Genomic DNA, 17989 nt, shown 5'->3' with positions numbered 1-17989 from the left:
AAATGAATCAAATACCCCAAGAGCAATCGAAACTAAAGCAGTTAGAACGTCTAGCTGCACAGCGACAATTTTACTCAGATGCTAAAAAAATTCAAGGGATTCAGATGGTTTTAGCTGTTCCATTTGCCCTTATTTTTTCTATCTTGGTAGCGGTCGTTCCTAACTTGAAAGTTTATGCTGCTTTTTGGGGTATTGCTATTACTATAATCAGTATTATATGTTTTGATTCTTGGCAGAAGTCTCTCCAAGAAAAAGCAGCTAAAATACAGCAATTATTTGATTGTGATGTGCTTAAAATCAATGAAAATTATCTTAATTATGAAAGCCGAACGGAACCAGAATCTATTATAGAAGCATCTTCAAGACATAAGCTTATAGACCCCGACTTTTCCAAACTCAAGAATTGGTATCCAGTAAGTGTTGGTCAATTATCAATAGAGTTAGGTCGTATAATTTGTCAGCGTTCTAATTGCTGGTGGGATGCCCAACTTCGTCGCCGCTATGCCCGCTTGATAGGAATCGGAGTTACTGTATTAACAACAGTTTTATTTTTAATAAGCTTGATTGGTGGGTTAACCTTGGAAAAATTTTTGTTAGCAGTAGTATTCCCTCTATCACCTGTTTTGAAACTAGGAATAACACAGTACCTTAATAATATTAAAGCTGCATCTAGATTAGATCGTTTAAAAGAATGTGCTGAAGAACTCTGGGAACAAACTATTAAAAAAAAATTAACACCACAAGAACTCGCACAAAAGTCCTGCTACTTACAAACCAAAATTTACGAGAATCGCCGTCATAATCCATTAATTTTCGACTGGATATACAATCGTATTAGAAGTAAAAATGAGGAGCAAATGAATAGGGGTGCTGAAGATTTAATTGATGAAGTTATGAGAAATCCTTAACTTTTCAATCGGATGTGGTAGTATTTTACCTGCTGGATGTTTTCCAATTACCAATAAGATTTTTTATACATGGAATACAAGGTAAAGTGTCGAACTATAGCAATCATAAATAGGTTGTGGTAATTTTACGAAACGTGATCCTTGTTATACCTGGATTTCAAGCCGCTCACTTGTCACAAATCATTTAGGGTTGCTATAAGCCAAATCCAGTCACCTTGCTGCCAGGATCAATCTTGATTTGGCAGGGTGAGATGGTGGAATTATTAACCGCAGTTTTCAAGATGATCGTGAACGGGGAAATTCTGAAAACCGCAGCCTTACCTTTATCTAGTAACCGGCGAGCTTTTTTTGGTGAGATAGGATTCAATGGTTGTTTATTTGTGTCAATAACAAATACATACGGAGTTCTTTCTAAGTGACGAACGCTTTGGCTATGGCAACTTGCACATTGCGATGCAGTCGGCCAAAGGGGGTTTCCCTCACTAGACATCTCCAAAAATTAACCTCAAACCCTTGCACTGCCTGGGTCAAAACCGATTTTCTGGAGATGTCTACTCGCTATTGCATCAAGACAATATTTATAGAATAGAGCAGGATCATGGCAAATATCCTCGACCTTATCAATCAAATTGCTGCAAAGGAAGCGCAACTGAGTGATAATCAATTCCTCGCTCCCTGTGTACGTGGGGGACGGGTAAGAACTCGTGTAGCTGGAATGATTTATACCTTTTCCCCTAAGCCTCGTAAGTTTGAAGGATGGGGTATTTTTCAGCCAGTCAGCGATAAAGTAGCAAGTGTTGTGGAAGAGCCAGATGTGTTTCAACTTGAGGAGTATTGGCAACTGCTCCAACCGTTGCGTTTACGACTAGCTTATCAATTGTCGGGAAAGACCTGGCTAGGGTATCCGGTAAATGAATCCGATGCTCGTCAGCGCTTTGGCACGGTTAAACCTATCCCTGTACATCTGGTCGAGGGCGGGGTAGCTTTTGAACAAGTGGTGGCTCGTGGAGATGGTAAGACTTGGTGGTTTCAGCAGCTTGACCGTAAGGGAGATCCGTTACTAGCAGAACAACTCACAGAGCAGTTAAAGCAAGTAACACCACCTGAAGAACTGGATTTAAAGGGGCTGACACCAGAAATGAGAATAGTTTATGACTTGGTAAGACAACAGACTAAAGAGTTTAAAGATAAAAGGCAGCATCAACACGATCACAAACGGCTGGAGCAAGCTTTGCAAATGGGTGGGGGAGCACTGCAACAGTTCCATGACCGGGGAGAATTCTGGCAGGTGCAATGGACCACTGCTAACGGTGAACACCACACATCAGCCATATCTAAACAGGATCTGACTGTAATCAGTTCCGGGATTTGTCTGAGTGGACGCGATCGCGATTTTGATTTACAGTCCTTGGTTGGGGTGATTGAGGGACGATATTGGGATTAGGATGATGTCAATTTTTTTCCACGAACAACTCTACCGTACCTCCCAAGTCATGGCCAAGTTACGTGACTACCCCGTGACCGTGTGTGGTGCGGGAGCACTTGGAGCCAATATTACCGAAAATTTAGCTCGTTCAGGCTTTGGAAAGCTAAAGGTGATTGATTGCGATCGCATTGAAGAGCGCAATCTTTCTACCCAACCCTACTACCGCTCTGATATTGGTGCCCATAAAGCCAAAATCCTGGCTCATTCCCTCTACCAAGTGGTTGGGGTAAAATTAGAGGCTAAGGTCAAGGAATTAACCACAGCCAATACCAAACAATTACTGAATAATTCTACTTTAGTCATTGACACCTTTGATAACAGTGTCGCTCGTCAAGCCGTAAAAGATTACTGTAATAGTTCCCAAATACCTTGTCTTCATGTTGGGTTAGCAGAAGACTACAGTGAGATAATTTGGAATGAAAATTATCGAGTCCCTTCCCCAGTTAATGATGATGTTTGTGATTATCCATTAGCTCGTAATTTAGTACTGATGACTACAGCACTTGCTACTGAAGTCATCATTGAATTTATTAGCACAACTAAACAACTGGATTTCACCTTCACCTTGAGAGATTTAACTATCAAGGCCATAGATCGCAGCTAATTGGGTGATGGATTTTCGTCTTAGGGAGTCGGGAGTCGGGAGTCGGGAGTAGAGGGAGAGGGTTTTAGCACTGCATCGCTTAAAACCCTCTTTGCTATTGCCTCTTGCCTCTTGCCTCTTGCCTTTTGCCTTAAGTCCCCCAAACGTTGCTAATAATTGCTATATCTCTATTAACTCTTTATCCATCAACTTAGGATTAGTATCAACTAACTGTCTTCCAATTTCATCCCGGACAATTTGACGATATTCGAGAAAGTGTTCGTTGTGAGCGCATAGAGTAAGGTAATGCTCCCATACAGCTGGATTATGCCTGAAAATACCAAATAAATGATGCCAGAATTTCCAGCGAGTACTGCGCTTAAACCCTTGACGCCAAATTACAGTCGCCAGAGCTTTCAAATCTACCAACTCTGGGATTTTGAATGGAGCTTTGCATTTAGGGGGGCCAAGCTTTAAAAAACATTTATAGGCACGGTCTATATAGCGTTCAGGTTCGTATAGCGTCCAGAATGCTTCGATATATTCTTGAGCAATCTCCTCAATGGGACGAGTAGGAACAAAGTTCATTAGGGTAGTTTGATTGATATCTTTTTTAGTGTTATCTCGCAAACGTCCTTCTTTTTCTAAGCGATTCCATAGAGCAGTATTAGGTAACGCTTGTAACATACCAAACATGGCTGTAGGGATACCAGCCTGTTCAACAAAACTAATAATACGGGAACCGGCTCCTTGTTTCTCTCCATCAAAACCAATAATAAACCCTGCCATTGGTCGCAATCCCGCACGGATTATTTTATCTACATCATCCGTTAGAGAGCTGCGAGTGTTTTGGAATTTTTTGGTTAGTTTAAGGCTTTCTTCGTCCGGTGTTTCAATTCCTAAAAATACAGCATCAAAGTTAGACTCCACCATCAATTCCATCAATTCTGAATCCGCAGCTAGGTCTACAGATGCCTCAGTATTAAATCGAAAGGGATACTGATGCTCCTTCTGCCATACTTTTAGCTCTTTCAGAAGTAGCTTAACGTTACGCTTATTCCCAATAAAATTGTCATCCACCATAAAGATACCACGCCGCCAGCCTAATTCATACAGATAATCCAATTCCTTGAGAAGCTGGGCTGGTTCCTTTGTTCTCGGTTTGCGGCCATAGAGAACAATGATGTCACAGAACTCGCACTGAAAAGGACATCCGCGCGAAAACTGCACTGACATTGAATCATAGGCATCAAGCTCTAACAAATCATAGCGGGGAATCGGGGTTTGAGTGACATCGGGTTTTTCTGTAGTGCGAAAGGTTCCACTAGTTTCCCCTCGCTGTAAAGCTTCTACAAACATCGGTAGGGTGATTTCTCCTTCATCTAGGATTAGAAAATCCACCCCTGCCTTTTTTGCTTCTTCCGGTAAAGATGTAGGATAAGGTCCCCCAAATGCCACTAATTTACCACGTCGTTTGGCTTCTTTAATTTGGTTTAGGGCATCGGTTTTTTGGACAATCATCGCTGAGATTATCACCAGGTCTGCCCATTCAAATTCTGCTTCGGTTACGTCTCGGATATTACGGTCAACAAGTTTAAATTCCCACTCTTGAGGTAATAATGCAGCAACAGTAATTAGACCTAAGGGTGGCAATAAAACTTTGCGATTAACTAATTCAAGGATTTTGTCATAAGACCAAAACGTTTTCGGAAATAGCGGATACAGCAATAAAACTCGCATTTAGAGAAATCCTCACACACGTGGCCATATAGCCTATAGCGATCTTACATCCTAATTAAGATTGCGATCAGCGATCAGCGATCAGCGATCAGCGATCAGCTATTAGCTTATGGGTTAGGTCACAGGCTAGAAGCCTGTGCTACGTACTGAATGCTTACTGGCCGAACCGGTGTTCAGTTCAATTAAGCTCCCAACTTGGCACAAAAATTATCAGTAAATGATGACAGGTAATGATAAACGAATGCCTAGGCTAAGTTCAAGTTAATAAATCTAGTCTAAGGTTTGAATGACGGCTGCAATTATTCTCTACACCCCAAACCCAGAGCCAAGTTTGAGTTCCACATCCTTAGGAGCTAAAAAGGCTGCTTGTTACCCCCTGAGGTTCACTTACTTACTCTGGTTAGTCTGCTGGTAAGTCTGCCAAGAAAGTTTTACGATTGCCAACTCCCACCAGAAATAGTTCCTGGAGCTCGAGTGAGAGCGGTTCCGCTCAAAGCGGTTGATTTCTGTGAGGATGCGATCGCATTCTGTGGTGCTAACTATACTACAAGCCTGGCTCAGTAAACTATCCACTGAAGTACTTTTACCCTCAGGAGTATACCACCCATGTGACCCCTGTTTAGCAGTCTGACCGTTGGGATAATACCGAGTTAACCCCCCGGCAGTCTGACCGTTGGGATAGTACCAAGTTAACCCCCTGGCAGTCTGACCGTTGGGATAATACCAAGTTGACCTCGATTTGGCTTTTTTCCCATTTGGCCAGTCTAACGAATACCTCCGATCTTGCCTAGGACGTTTGCAGATAACTTGCTGTAAACCTTCAATCGTACCCACAAACTTTTTTCCCTCTTCTGTCATGCTGGCTAGTTCTGCCATTACGGTCAGATCGAAGCAATCTTTAGAGGAATTTAGTGGTGACTCAATACTTGATGAAGGTAAGTTACTATGTCCACAGTACTTATATTCTAGGGTAGCTAGATTATCACTATCTAAGTTTTCGCGAATCGCCAAGCGACGCACAGCACGAATCTCGCTACATTGATTAGATTTAGAGGTAGCCCGGTCTTGGGGGTTTTCCTCATAAGCGACTACCGGTGCAGATAGGTTATTAGTCCCTAAGCCAATAGTACATAAGGTTAAGAGTGATAATAACACTCGAATCGGATATTTCATGGAGATGAATCTTCCTTAACAGATCAATAGTCTGAACAGCCAGGATTATCAGATGCCTTGGCTTCTCACTGACTACTACAGACGTTGGATGATATTAAAAGTTTCAGCATTAAAATAATATTGGTCGGGATTGCAAAGTAAGCATTCAGCTGTCAGCTATTAGCTATCAAAAGTTATGTTTAGGTACTTATAGCAATTCTCAATAAATCTAGTCTAGGGTTTGAATTATAGCGCTACGCGCAAGGCAAGAGGTAAGAGGCAAGAGGGAAAAGTTTACTACAAAAGCTTTTGAGCTTTTATCAATGTCCTAAGTTTAATGCGTAGTGCTATACAGCTCCAATTATTCACTAAACCCCAAACCCAGTGCCAAGCTCTGGCTCCACACCCTTACGAGCTAACAAAGCTGCTTGTTAGCCCCTGAAGTTGAATTACTTACTCTGGTTAGTCTGCAGGTAACTCTCCCAAGAAAGTTTTACGATTGCCAAATTCCGCCATAAAGTGCTTCTGCGGTTCTCCTCAGAGTTTTTCCCGTCAGAGCTGTTCTGGTCAAAGCGGTTGATTTCTGTGAGGATGCGATCGCATTCTGTGGTGCCAACTATACTACAACCCTGGCTCAGTAAATCATCCACTGAAGTACTTCTACCCTCAGGAGTATACCAATTTGACCCCGATCTGGCAGTCTGACCATTGGGATAATAATTCCAATATGATGACTTGTATTTGACAGCCTGACCGTTGGGATAATACCAATTTAACGACGCCGATTTGGCAATCTGACCATTGGGATAATACCAATTTGACCCCAATTTGGCTGTTTCCCCATTTGGCCACTCTAACAAATACCTCTGACCTTGCCTAGGACGTTTGCAGGTAACTTGCCCTAAACCTTCAATCGTACCCACAAACTTTCTTCCCTCTTCTGTCATGCTGGCTAGTTCTGCCATTACGGTCAGGTCGAAGCAAGCTTGAGAAGAATTTAGTAGTGACTCAATACTTGATGAAGGTAAGTTACTATTTCCACAGTACTTATATTCTAGGGTAGCTAGATTATCACTATCTAAGTTTTCGCGAATCGCCAAGCGACGCACAGCACGAATCTCGCTACATTGATTAGATTTAGAGGTAGCGCGGTCTTGGGGTTTTTCCTCATAAGCAACTACCGGTGCAGATAGGTTATTGGTTACTAAGCCAATAGTACATAATGTTAAGAGTGATAATAACACTCGAATTGGATATTTCATGGAGATGAATCTTCCTTAACAGATCAATAGTCTGAACAGCCAGGATTATCAAATTCCTTGGCTTCTCACTGACTACTAGAGACGTTGGATGATATCAAAAGTTTCAGCATTGAAATAATCTTGGTCACAATTCCAAGGTAAGCATTCAGCCGTGAGCTATTAAGCTGTTGTGAATTTAAACTGTATAAGCGAGTGAAATCAAATAAAAAATATAGATCCCAGTCCCCTTTTGCCTCTTGCCTTGCTAAAACGCATTTTCATTTGATATGTAAACATAAAATTGATCTAAAAAGCGACTGCATCGCTTTTCCCTATTCTCTGTCCCCTGTTCTCTAAAATCCAATTTAATCAGATTAAAGAATTAATTTTTATGAGGTTTTATGAATTTTTATGAGGTTTGATGAGGTTTTATGAAGTGGCTTGTGTAGACAGTTTATGAATACTTTATAATCCTAAAAATTCCCAGTAAATTGTTTAATACCAAAATAACTTGAGAATAAATTATTATCCAGAGCATCTACGTAGTAGATCTGAGATCAGCATCGCGTCAGCTATCAGCTAACGCGCTTCTTGAAAAGCTGCCCAAACAGCGATTGATGATAAGTGCAACAGAAGCAAGCAGCCATGAAAAGCCCATGGGCGTAGCAAGTCGCCCACTAAAGAGAGCCCTTACTGACAGCTCACTGCTGATAACTGAATGGTTAGTGTCTGAGTAAGAAAATGGTATTGCATAAAAAATTACCAAAAGGCTGAAAAGTATATAGCCATGTGTCCAACACTGAACTTTTGCGAGAGGTCAAGGGTACTAGGTATGATGCTGGTATCAAGTGTTAATTCAATTGTGAAGTTAGCATAGATCATCCTCTCATAGTTCATTACCAGGACTTATGCCAAATTGAGTAACAAACGCAAACGCACTTATATAGTATGGTGTGTTATTAACGCACCCTAGCGGCAGAGTTTATGGGTAAGTCCTGAGTAATTGACACAATTGACCGATTATTGCGGTAATCTGGAGTGACACGAAACATGCTGAAAACTATACTTATCAACTCTCAAAGCAACGAGTTACAGGAAAAAACCCTGAAACGGAAAACTGGGATTCAAGGTGAGTATCTTATTGGTCGTCACCCGAGTTGTGACCTAGTTCTGGATAGTCCTGTAGTTAGTCGTGTACATGCCAGAATCCTATGCCAAGGGGGACAGTATTACTTTGCTGACCTCGGTAGCACCGATGGCTCTCGGATCAATAATGAGGACATGGATGTTAACCAGAACTGGCTCCTGAGGGAACAGGATATTATCCGCATCGGTGACTTTGTCCTGCTGGTCAAAGAACTACAGGAGTATGATTCTAACCAGGAACAGAACCTAGTGGTAGATGGCAATAGCACTGGGATGAAGCGGTGGACTAAGGGTAAGATTACTGTCCGCTGTGTGCAGATCATTGATCAGACCCATGATGTCAAGACCTTTCGCTTTGTGGCGGACCCGCCAATGTTGTTCAGCTATAAGCCAGGTCAGTTTGTCACTCTGGATTTGGAGATTGATGGCAAACCAGTCAAGCGTTCCTACTCTATCTCTTCGGCCCCCTCACGTCCTTATACTTTGGAAATTACTGTCAAGCGAGTGCCAGCACCAGCCGATGCTCCTGATGTACCTGCGGGTTTGGTGTCTAACTGGTTGCACGACAACATCAAAGTCGGGTCCGAGGTCAGATTAAATGGCCCAATGGGGAAATTTACCTGTGCTGACCATTCTGCTAATAAACTGCTGTTCATTTCAGCAGGTAGCGGGATTACTCCGATGATGTCCATGTCTGAGTGGCTTTGTGACATTGGGGCTGATGTGGATGTGGTTTTTGTCCACAGCGCTCGTAGCCCAAAAGATATCATCTTCCGTCAGAAATTAGAGTTGATGGCGGCTTTGCACCCCAACTTTAAGCCTGCTATTACCACCACTCGTCCAGAACTAGACCAAGCTTGGTGGGGTTATATCGGAAGACTTAATCAAGCCATGCTGGAAGAGATGGCTCCTGATTTTCGCGATCGCATTATTTATGTCTGTGGTCCGAATCCCTTTATGGCAGGGGTGAAAGAGATGCTAGCCGGTCTAGACTTCCCGATGGAGAACTACTATGAAGAGAGTTTTGGTGGCAAAAAGCCCTCAAAAAAGACAGCAGCAGCACCGACTCCTGAACCAGTCAAAGCGGAAGGTCGTCCTAAACTACAGTTAGTGAAATCACCGTCAACCTGTTCAGAACCAACTGTAGTCTTTGCTAAGTCTGGGAAAGAAGTCACCTGTGATGCAGAGGATGTGATCCTAGATGTGGCGGAACAAGAAGGTGTGGCATTACCAAGCGGTTGCCGCATGGGAGCCTGTGGTGCTTGTAAGCAAAAGCTTCTAAAAGGGAAAGTAGAGTATGACGAGGAACCTGATGCTCTCGAAGAGGATGAACGGAAGGAAGGCATGATTTTGACTTGTGTGGCTCATCCTGTCGGACAAGTGGTAGTTAGCGCTTGAGCTATAGCAGTTCTCAATTCGGTGAGGTACTTTCGTCCTAGGTTTTAGGGAGTCGGGAGTCGGGAGTCGGGAGTACCTTATACATTATCTGTCTTTTACAACAGTCATCTTTTCGCTTTTTGTCACATAACGTGAATAATTTTTGATTGGCGCACGTTGCATGTAGTTTGGCGTAACTTGCTAGTGAAATTTCCCCCTTCGTTAGTATAGGATCAAACTGAATCGACATTCAAGCATGAATTGTCATAGTCAAATAACAAAAATTAGTTTGAATCCAAAATGAGTAATACAATTTTAATTACAGGAGCAAGCAGCGGTATTGGAAAAGCAACTGCAAAATTGTTCCAGGAAAAAGGTTGGAACGTGGTTGCAACCATGAGAAGTCCAGAAAAGGAAACAGAACTAACCACCCTTGATAATGTATTGGTGACAAGACTAGATGTTTTAGACCAAAATTCAATTACAAAAGCCATTCAGCTAGGTATTGAAAAGTTCGCTAAAATTGATGTTTTGGTAAATAATGCTGGTTATGGTGCTTTTGGCCCTTTAGAAGCAACCCCCAGGGAAAAGATAACAAGACAATTTGATGTTAATGTTATTGGGCTGTTAGATGTAACCAAAGCAATCCTACCCCATTTCCGACAAAATAAAGATGGTATTTTGATTAATATTTCATCGATTGGTGGCAAAATGACCTTTCCATTATTTTCATTATATAACGGGACTAAATTTGCTGTTGAGGGGATTTCAGAAGGTCTGAGTTTTGAAATGGAAGCAATTGGCTGCAAAGTGAAAATTATTGAGCCAGGCATTATCAACACTGATTTTGCTGGCCGCTCCCTTGATATGAGCAACGATGAAAGCCTAACTGAGTATCAAGAATTAATTGGTAAGCTGTTCAATTCGATGGAATCTTTCCCTGATCAGGCTTCTGAGCCTATTGTTGTCGCTAACGTGATTTATGAAGCAGCGACAGATGGCACTGATAAATTGCGATATACTGCTGGCGAAGATGCTAGGATGATGGTAGCTAATCGAAAAGAATTGGATGATAAGATGTTTATCCAAGGTATTAAAGAGCAATTTGGTATCTAGTTATCATAGAGAGTTTATCCTGAAGGGGCGAGGAAACAACCTGAAATGCTTGGTATGTAAAGTTGCGTAGGGATTGAGGTGGGAACCATGATTAAAAATCAAAGACAGTATGACTACAGCCAAGAATTAGTTCGTCAATTTGAATCTGACTTATCTGTTTATGACGCTCAAGATGAAGAACTCAAAAAAAATGATTGTTGGTGGAAGATTAAGCGCGATTCATTACAAAGTCATCTTAATGCTTTAAAAACCGAAGTTGCTGAAGACGAAACCCTCATCAACCATGACAATCTTACTCCAATTGTTCTGAAGCTTGATGATATGAAAAATCTACCACAACTTCTTATCAAAGCTCGTATAGCTGCTAATCTAAGCCAAAAACAACTGGCGGATATCGCTGGTTTAACCGAGGAAAAAATCATAGACTATGAAGCTAAAGACTACCAAACAGCGAGCCTTATAGATTTTTTGTTTGTCCTTGATGCCCTGGATATTAAGCTCCAAAAAGGTGAGTTTTTAGTTCCTCTAGATACTCTCAGAATAACCCCAATTACCGCAGAAGAATTGATGGGTAATACATCTAGTGAAACCTCTCAATCAATTGGCTGCATCTCATCTTTGTAAAAACATCATCGATAAATAATCCTATTTACAGCGACGCTGATATTCATCACTACTCTGGGGGAAGATCGCAAGGGGTGCATCTCATTTTTGCTGTTTGACACAGTGGTGCGTTACGGGGCGGACTGTCCAAACCCTGACTACGAGGCGAAAAATGAAGGCCACCCTAACGCACCCTACGGAAAATTTTCAAAACTGAGATGCACCCAATCCTCCTTTGATTTTTGTTCCAAGGCAGCGGAAAATTCGTTGACTTTGAATAAAAAAACTGCTTTAGGATGGGATTTATTCGATTAAAAAAAAAATTGAGTTAATGATATTTTTATCTGTTACCATTTATACCAAATTAGATGCGTTTACCCTGCCATCGTGGTTTGACTGGATACCAATTCTGTCATTGTTTTACCCAATTAGGATAACCGTAGCGCTAGATACACATAAGTTTTCCTGTGCTGCAACTGAGACAAACGGTTGTGATACAATCATATGGGCTTAATAAAAAAAAAGGAAGTATTTGATGAAACGTCTTTTTTCCTTGCTGCTGTCAGGAATCCTGATGGTCTCTAGCACGCTATTGTTGGGTATCGCCATCGCTGAGGGCGTTGCCCCCGGTCAAGCACAAGCACTGGTTGAAGAAAGTCTGACTGAAGAAGCACAAGCACTGGTTGAAAAAAGTCCGACTGAAAAAAGTCTGGCTGAGTGTTTTTACAGTCAAGTGAGTCAGGGTAAAGATGTGAAAGAATGTGACTCTGCTTTAGAAAAAGAGCGGAACGCACTCAAATCTGTTGAACTTAAAACAGCTGCTCGCTGTTCTAAACTCCAAAATATGGTGGAAACAAACAAGCCTGAATATCTGAGGCTTTATGACGTGAGGGATTGCCATTTCTTCATAGAAGACAGTCCGTTTTGGACTAGTATTTACTATGGCGATTCTGACTCTCCTTGTAAATACGATTCCCTTTATAAGGAGTACGTCTGCGAATAATTGTTCGTGCGATCGCACTACTGTCTGTGTATCATATCAAACCTAAGTTGTGGGCAGATTATCCCAGTCAAGAGCTTAAATATCTCTCGTTCAATCTAAAATTAATTTAGCTTTTTAATTCATTAGATTTTTCGACCTCAGAGTTAGAATAAGTTTTGCTTACTCCCTTGAAAGTTTTAATGAAACAGCCAAAATTTATTAGTGGGTTGAATTGTTTTCATTGGTGGCCTAAAACAACGTTTGCGATAACTGATTAGCCGGATTTGATATCAGATGCATCCGAGCTAAGGTTAATAAACAAAGGAAATGTTTCTTAACGGTAGCTCGGTTTCCCCACTAAACTTCCCCGCAATTGTCGGGAACTTCGGACAAGGGAACTTCGGATCAGGGTAAAAGAATAGACTTAAACAGGATCAGAAATGGGTTACCGATAGATAACCGATCGGTAACCCATCCGTTGCAATCATGCCACCTTCAGCAATGACTCCTTCAAGCGAGTTTGGTCAAACCCTTGCTGATGAAGCAGTACCCAGGATTCGATCAAATCAGGACCATTGACATCCCCAGTTAGTGCAGCACGAAGCGATCGCATAACCAATCCTTTCTTGACCTTTTGCGCTTTTGTGACTTGGTTAATAATCTGCTTAGCTTCCTCTGGACTCAGCTGTTGGTAATTACCCAGTTGCTCAAGAATAGCTTGCACCACCTCACTAGCACCAGCTTTTTTCAGCTGCTCTACGGCCTGCTCAGTGTACTCAACTGACTCAGTAAAGAACATCCGAGTCATCTCTACTGCTTCTGGCAAGCGAGTCAAACTTGGCCCAATCATAGCAGTCAACCGTTCCAGCCAAGGGCGATTTTCCACAGGATCACAGTTGTGCCCAGCACTTTCCCAGTAGGGAATCAACAAGTCCACTAACTCAGATGCACTGATCTGGTGGATATATTGACTATTAATCCAATCCAGCTTAGCCCAGTCAAACTTTGCCCCAGCTGGGTTAACCCGTTCAAAACCGAACTTTTGAGCGGCTTGAGCCAAGGTAAAGATTTCCTGAGTGGAATCAGGGGGAGACCATCCCAGCAATGTCATATAATTAACCATCGCCTCAGGGGTAAAGCCCATGGCTTTGAAGTCAAAAATAGAGGTTACACCATCGCGCTTGGATAGCTTCCGTCCCTCATGGTTAAGAATCAGAGGTGTATGGGAAAATTCTGGGACTACACTCCCTAGGGCTTCATAGAGCAAAATCTGTTTAGCAGTATTAGCAATATGGTCTTCACCGCGAATGACATGGGTAATCTGCATATCAATGTCATCCACCACCACAGCTAGGTTGTAGAGAGGCTGACCGATATCATTCTCTTGAGATGCCCTAGCAATCACCATATCACCCCCAAGGTCACTCCCTTTCCAGGTGACTTTACCTCGGACTAGATCATTCCAGACAATCTCCCGGTCATTATCAATCATAAAGCGGATCACCGGCTTGCGCCCTTCCGCCTCAAATGCTGCTTGTTGTTCTGGTGTCAGATTTCGATGGCGATTGTCATAGCGGGGGGCTTCTTTTCTTGCCTTTTGAGCTTCCCGCAGTTGTTCTAGTTCCTCAGCTGTGGTGTAGCAGCGATAAGCCAATCCCTGGTCTAAGAGTTGTTGAATAGCAGCACTATAAAGGTCAAGACGTTGGGATTGGAAAAATGGTCCTTCGTCCCACTCCAGTCCCAGCCAACTTAAACCATCGAGGATATTTTGGGTATATTCCTCTCGCGATCGCGTTTGGTCGGTGTCTTCAATGCGCAGAATAAACTTACCGCTGTGGCGACAGGCAAATAGCCAGTTAAATACAGCGGTTCTAGCGGTACCAATGTGTAAATTTCCGGTTGGACTTGGGGCAATACGGACTCTAACTGTCACAGCTGATTGCTAAGAACCTAATTACTATAGTCTTTTCGTCTCTATTGTACCTGCAACAATCAACTACTCCGACTAGATCATCTTCAGGATCATCTTTAGGAGGAGTCGATAGTATCCTACATTTCTTCTACGGGACTGACGGGGCTCGAACCCGCAACTTCCGCCGTGACAGGGCGGTGCTCTAACCAATTGAACTACAGTCCCAATCTCTGAACCATTTACTATTGTTATCTATGACTGGTGTATTTGTCAAGGCTTTTTTTGAAAAAAACCGAAAAATACTTTGAGCAGTCACTTTAGAGCTCTGAGCTCTCAGCCGATTTGCCTTGAGCTTACCCTCGACCAATGACCGAAGGCTCAGTTTATGGCTGTGATCAGTATAACCTATCCCAGGGCTTAAGCAATAGGGTGCGTGAATCAAGCACCCTAGGGCTCACTATTTTTTTTTCAAGACCAAAAACCTTATTTACTACTATGGCAGAATCACCATTCTCTTTTGGTGTTGGAGACTTTTGAGATTAAGATTGCCTCTGAAGCTGTTCTGCTGAATGGATAAAATCGTTCCAGGCTAAGAATTAATAGGAGCATCAAAACCTGTACTGGCCAAGGTGCCATAGCAAAACCAAATATTAGACAGACAATGGTACTGCCTACTCCCAATAGGCGAGGGATTTCGTGAGAGACTCTCCAAGATATCAAGATGCTCCCTAGGGCAGTTACCAAAAGAATTAGAAAAAGTGGAAGCATATTAATCACCTCTTATCAAATAAATTTTAGACCTCAATAAATTCTAGACCTCTAAATTCTAGACCTCTTAAAATTCTAGAGAGGGCTCCCCTCCATCCAATGATGGCGAAAGCCCCCTTTAGATTTAATTTAGCATCTACCTATACATTGTGTGTGTCAGCTAGATTACAAAATCTAATAACTTAATAAATTGTTGCATAACTTCATGCTAAGTTTTGAAAGTTAATCGTATTGGGCAAAGTGTTGGGCAAAGTGTTGGACAAAGTGTTGGACAAAAAGTTGACTAGCCACTCCTTGAGGTGATATGTAGCGCGGCAGTCATCTTCATTGTAGCGCTGGATCATTTCGAGAATAGAGTGATTGCCTGTTTGTAACCACTGGTCATACAAACACACAGATTGGGAGCCAGTCATATCGGGGTCTCGCCACTCAAAGCCCAAGCATCTCGCCAAATTTTTCAGAGAATAACTCTCCACTGGCATGGTCACAGTATCAATAACTATTTGATGAACATCCACGAAACGATTTAGCAGGGGTTTAACTATCTGTCGTGGAGTTTGGTAAAGGGTTGCTAAGCGCTTGACCGTGTCAACTTCATACTTGGAAAAATGGAAGATTGGGGCATCTGGATAACGCTCAACTAAGTCTAAAAATTGTAGCCAGATGAATCCTTCTTGCCAAGAATGTTCTGCGAATAGGTTATGGAAAGTCTCTGTTTCAGTGCGTCGATCAATCACCAACACCCCTAGCAAATACTCCAGGGGCAAATCAGGCTGTGCTTCAATATCAAAATAAAGCTCAACAGATGCTGTCGGTAAAGAGTCTTGATTCGGGAGGTCTGCCGAGATTTTGGCATTACCATTCCCTCGCTCTAGTTGTTCGTATTCAAGTATACTAAAGTAATGTTTGGGATAAAGCAGCACCCGGTTTTGTACCTGAGATTGGGCTTGCTGCACCAACTGGAAAGCTACTGAGCTACCAAAGCTGGGCTCTAATTCAGTAATCGTAGACGTGGCTAAGGATTCGATTGTGGTTACTCCCAAAGCCTCCAAATCCCGATAGCGGCTGGGTGTTACTCCAGGCAATAGGGAAATGTGCTCCACAGATTTAGCGATCGCATAACAACTGTGATACCAACAGCAAAGACTACACCGCTGACGGGAAATGAACACCTCTGGTTCTTGTCGCTGCAATAGAGTCTCAATACATTCCGATAGCAGTTGTTCCATCAGTGGCACCCATCGTTCTATTACCACGGTGTAGCACTTTTGGTTACGCAAAATTAATGAGCCAGTGGTGGGCCAATGTCCTTGTACTGCTGCTAACAGCTGAGCACGAAAAGCAGTAAGGATTTTATACTCTGGCTTGGGTCGTTTGCTGAGCTTAATGGTGGTGGGAACATAGATCCAATCACCAAAATTAGAACGTCCCGGCTGTTTGACCAGCAAATCAGGAAAACATAGCAATGTCACCCCGTCACCAGTTGGCATCAACAGTACCCCTCCAGAAATGTACTCCGTCCCTTGTTGCATCAGTTTCAAGGTGGCCTGTGCAGCAGCGTGCCAATCTGTTCTGGGGTAGCGGGGTGAGTGGTGGGGCACAGTAGCCAGAATCTGTTGTTTATGGTCTCGGCTTTTCTGTTGCAGTTTCAGCAGAAAATCTGAGGGTAGGTCTTGCTCTGTGGGGTCTCCATAAATGTCCAAAAACGCTCGACGCCGACAGCGTTTGTAATCTAAAAGTAATGCGTCCGTCAGCAGCATAATTATAGTTTCAGGTGACATACTCCCACACTCACCTTGTCAGGTTGAGTGTGGGCTTCTTACCAACACCAGCCATCGCTATCGGCTTTCGCCGACGCGGGGCGCGTTCGGTTACTCGGTAAGCTTTATTAACGATACGGGATGCCCCTCCGCACCGGAACAATTAAAAAAAGTTCTTTTTTTTACTTAGCAGGTGGCGGTTAGCTCTTAATTTGTTTTCCCTACTATTTTCAGTATAACGTTTTTCAGGCTGTTTATCAGAGTTCCTGTCCGGGATTCATCCCTGGAGACGAAACCTTAGGATAGTGGAGCCAAAATCGGCAAAGTTTTAACCCTTTTACGCATAACCGACTAACCATAAAGGCGACCCTATCCTTACGGTAACTTTAAACACTCATGGCGTAGCATTGAGGTGTGGGGCATAAGAGCGGAGGAAGCTAACCCCCCATGGCTAGTGATACTCGCCGCTAGGCGTAAGATATCACCAGCCATGCAGGATGAATTAATCCGGTCAACCCGGATTGATTGATCAATCCAGGGTTTATCCCGCTTTTATTAATTTATGTAAATTTACCGAAACATTGACTGAGCAACCAGGGATTACTTAACAATTATTTACATAAAGGCTTGATTTAATTTTACCGAATCCCACCGCCCAAAAGTCTAGTAATCACGGGCTTTCGCTCTCTAATCAAGGGTAATCAAAGCAAGAGTGGCAACGGAATCGACTTTTCCAAAAAAATTAGTAATGACACCGTGCTGGTAAAATCTTTATAAAAGATTAAATCTTTAAGAGATCACTGTAAGAGTCTATCAAAAACAGGAGAACACAAATTGACTTACTCAATCTTGCTTGCTGCTGCATCTGCCGTTCCCAACACCCTGGAATGGAGCCCGACAGTCGGAATCATCATGATTGTCTGCAATGTCCTAGCGATTGCCTTCGGAAAAGCTACTATCCAGAATCCTAGCGCAGGTCCGGCATTGCCTATGCCTGAGTTCTTCGGTGGCATGGGTCTTCCCGCCCTACTGGCAACCACCAGCCTCGGTCACATCATAGGACTAGGCACTATCTTAGGATTGGCTAACATGGGGATTCTCTAGAAGTTAGTAGCTGTCGGGTATAGGGCGAACTGGGATAGTGATGATGGTCAGGTTGATCCAGGGCTGATAATTCACAGCAGATTCTCACCCAGTCACTCGGTCATGCAGTAA

Annotated in this window: 16 protein-coding genes and 1 tRNA gene; 8 read left to right on the top strand and 9 right to left on the bottom strand. The window is 42.7% G+C overall.

All coding sequences use genetic code 11. The features are described from left to right. Positions 1 to 2 precede the first annotated feature (2 nt). On the top strand, positions 3 to 908 hold the full coding sequence (locus tag F6K63_RS01800; RefSeq protein ID WP_287310540.1) for an S-4TM family putative pore-forming effector: 906 nt from the start codon (positions 3 to 5) through the stop codon (positions 906 to 908). Between the two features lie 193 nt (positions 909 to 1101). On the opposite strand, the gene F6K63_RS01795 is transcribed toward F6K63_RS01800, so the two are convergent. Then, a complete protein-coding gene (locus F6K63_RS01795; protein WP_287310538.1) occupies positions 1102 to 1398 on the bottom strand; it encodes an RRXRR domain-containing protein in 297 nt (98 codons plus the stop codon). 108 nt (positions 1399 to 1506) lie between these two features. On the opposite strand from F6K63_RS01795, the gene F6K63_RS01790 reads away from it, so the two are divergent. Together F6K63_RS01790 and F6K63_RS01785 are read left to right on the top strand one after the other, a co-directional pair. Beyond that, complete coding sequence (locus F6K63_RS01790; RefSeq protein ID WP_287310537.1) at positions 1507 to 2352, top strand: hypothetical protein; 846 nt, start codon at positions 1507 to 1509, stop codon at positions 2350 to 2352. A 4-nt stretch (positions 2353 to 2356) separates the two neighbouring features. Next, the gene (locus F6K63_RS01785) at positions 2357 to 2998 is read left to right on the top strand and encodes a ThiF family adenylyltransferase (RefSeq protein ID WP_287310535.1); all 642 of its coding nucleotides are present in this window, start codon (positions 2357 to 2359) and stop codon (positions 2996 to 2998) included. A gap of 20 nt (positions 2999 to 3018) precedes the next feature. Here F6K63_RS01785 and F6K63_RS01780 read toward each other — a convergent pair whose 3' ends face one another. The 4 genes from F6K63_RS01780 to F6K63_RS01765 form a co-directional block, all read right to left on the bottom strand. Beyond that, positions 3019 to 3141, bottom strand: a complete 123-nt coding sequence (locus tag F6K63_RS01780) for a hypothetical protein (protein ID WP_287310533.1) — start codon at positions 3139 to 3141, stop codon at positions 3019 to 3021. 16 nt (positions 3142 to 3157) lie between these two features. Further along, the gene (locus F6K63_RS01775) at positions 3158 to 4717 is read right to left on the bottom strand and encodes a B12-binding domain-containing radical SAM protein (RefSeq protein WP_287310532.1); all 1560 of its coding nucleotides are present in this window, start codon (positions 4715 to 4717) and stop codon (positions 3158 to 3160) included. A 387-nt stretch (positions 4718 to 5104) separates the two neighbouring features. Next, positions 5105 to 5890, bottom strand: a complete 786-nt coding sequence (locus tag F6K63_RS01770) for a toxin-antitoxin system YwqK family antitoxin (RefSeq protein WP_287310530.1) — start codon at positions 5888 to 5890, stop codon at positions 5105 to 5107. Positions 5891 to 6318: 428 nt separating this feature from the next. Next, positions 6319 to 7131 (bottom strand): toxin-antitoxin system YwqK family antitoxin, encoded by an 813-nt coding sequence (locus tag F6K63_RS01765; RefSeq protein WP_287310528.1) that lies wholly within the window; start codon positions 7129 to 7131, stop codon positions 6319 to 6321. A gap of 1029 nt (positions 7132 to 8160) precedes the next feature. Between F6K63_RS01765 and F6K63_RS01760 the strand changes: the two genes are divergently transcribed. The 4 genes from F6K63_RS01760 (at position 8161) to F6K63_RS01745 (ending at position 12355) form a co-directional block, all read left to right on the top strand. Next, positions 8161 to 9654, top strand: coding sequence for an FHA domain-containing protein (locus F6K63_RS01760; RefSeq protein WP_287310526.1), 1494 nt, complete (start codon positions 8161 to 8163; stop codon positions 9652 to 9654). Between the two features lie 279 nt (positions 9655 to 9933). Further along, complete coding sequence (locus tag F6K63_RS01755; RefSeq protein ID WP_287310524.1) at positions 9934 to 10749, top strand: SDR family oxidoreductase; 816 nt, start codon at positions 9934 to 9936, stop codon at positions 10747 to 10749. An 87-nt stretch (positions 10750 to 10836) separates the two neighbouring features. Continuing rightward, complete coding sequence (locus F6K63_RS01750; protein WP_287310522.1) at positions 10837 to 11373, top strand: DNA-binding protein; 537 nt, start codon at positions 10837 to 10839, stop codon at positions 11371 to 11373. A 514-nt stretch (positions 11374 to 11887) separates the two neighbouring features. Beyond that, positions 11888 to 12355 carry a hypothetical protein gene (locus F6K63_RS01745; protein ID WP_287310520.1) on the top strand — a complete coding sequence of 156 codons (468 nt, stop codon included), beginning with the start codon at positions 11888 to 11890 and terminating at the stop codon, positions 12353 to 12355. A 463-nt stretch (positions 12356 to 12818) separates the two neighbouring features. Here the strand turns inward: F6K63_RS01745 and gltX are convergent, their stop codons facing one another. The 4 genes from gltX to F6K63_RS01725 form a co-directional block, all read right to left on the bottom strand. Continuing rightward, positions 12819 to 14267, bottom strand: a complete 1449-nt coding sequence (gene gltX / locus F6K63_RS01740) for a glutamate--tRNA ligase (protein ID WP_287310518.1) — start codon at positions 14265 to 14267, stop codon at positions 12819 to 12821. A gap of 130 nt (positions 14268 to 14397) precedes the next feature. Then, positions 14398 to 14471 (bottom strand) — tRNA-Asp (locus F6K63_RS01735). A 279-nt stretch (positions 14472 to 14750) separates the two neighbouring features. Next, a complete protein-coding gene (locus tag F6K63_RS01730; RefSeq protein WP_071986763.1) occupies positions 14751 to 15014 on the bottom strand; it encodes a hypothetical protein in 264 nt (87 codons plus the stop codon). 203 nt (positions 15015 to 15217) lie between these two features. After that, complete coding sequence (locus F6K63_RS01725; RefSeq protein ID WP_008177541.1) at positions 15218 to 16774, bottom strand: TM0106 family RecB-like putative nuclease; 1557 nt, start codon at positions 16772 to 16774, stop codon at positions 15218 to 15220. Between the two features lie 834 nt (positions 16775 to 17608). On the opposite strand from F6K63_RS01725, the gene psaK reads away from it, so the two are divergent. Next, positions 17609 to 17878 (top strand): photosystem I reaction center subunit PsaK, encoded by a 270-nt coding sequence (gene psaK / locus F6K63_RS01720; RefSeq protein ID WP_287310516.1) that lies wholly within the window; start codon positions 17609 to 17611, stop codon positions 17876 to 17878. The last annotated feature ends 111 nt before the right edge of the window (positions 17879 to 17989 follow it).

Source organism: Moorena sp. SIO1G6 (assembly GCF_010672795.1).
Classification (GTDB): domain Bacteria; phylum Cyanobacteriota; class Cyanobacteriia; order Cyanobacteriales; family Coleofasciculaceae; genus Moorena; species Moorena producens.
This window is presented reverse-complemented; position numbering and strand designations above follow the sequence as displayed.

Excerpts from the sequence above, each read along its gene's own strand:
- F6K63_RS01800 (WP_287310540.1), top strand. The coding sequence starts at position 3 with ATGAATCAAATACCCCAAGAGCAATCGAAACTAAAGCAGTTAGAACGT.
- F6K63_RS01795 (WP_287310538.1), bottom strand. The coding sequence starts at position 1,398 with ATGTCTAGTGAGGGAAACCCCCTTTGGCCGACTGCATCGCAATGTGCA.
- F6K63_RS01790 (WP_287310537.1), top strand. The coding sequence starts at position 1,507 with ATGGCAAATATCCTCGACCTTATCAATCAAATTGCTGCAAAGGAAGCG.
- F6K63_RS01785 (WP_287310535.1), top strand. The coding sequence starts at position 2,357 with ATGTCAATTTTTTTCCACGAACAACTCTACCGTACCTCCCAAGTCATG.
- F6K63_RS01775 (WP_287310532.1), bottom strand. The coding sequence starts at position 4,717 with ATGCGAGTTTTATTGCTGTATCCGCTATTTCCGAAAACGTTTTGGTCT.
- F6K63_RS01770 (WP_287310530.1), bottom strand. The coding sequence starts at position 5,890 with ATGAAATATCCGATTCGAGTGTTATTATCACTCTTAACCTTATGTACT.
- F6K63_RS01765 (WP_287310528.1), bottom strand. The coding sequence starts at position 7,131 with ATGAAATATCCAATTCGAGTGTTATTATCACTCTTAACATTATGTACT.
- F6K63_RS01760 (WP_287310526.1), top strand. The coding sequence starts at position 8,161 with ATGCTGAAAACTATACTTATCAACTCTCAAAGCAACGAGTTACAGGAA.
- F6K63_RS01755 (WP_287310524.1), top strand. The coding sequence starts at position 9,934 with ATGAGTAATACAATTTTAATTACAGGAGCAAGCAGCGGTATTGGAAAA.
- F6K63_RS01750 (WP_287310522.1), top strand. The coding sequence starts at position 10,837 with ATGATTAAAAATCAAAGACAGTATGACTACAGCCAAGAATTAGTTCGT.
- F6K63_RS01745 (WP_287310520.1), top strand. The coding sequence starts at position 11,888 with ATGAAACGTCTTTTTTCCTTGCTGCTGTCAGGAATCCTGATGGTCTCT.
- F6K63_RS01730 (WP_071986763.1), bottom strand. The coding sequence starts at position 15,014 with ATGCTTCCACTTTTTCTAATTCTTTTGGTAACTGCCCTAGGGAGCATC.
- F6K63_RS01725 (WP_008177541.1), bottom strand. The coding sequence starts at position 16,774 with ATGCTGCTGACGGACGCATTACTTTTAGATTACAAACGCTGTCGGCGT.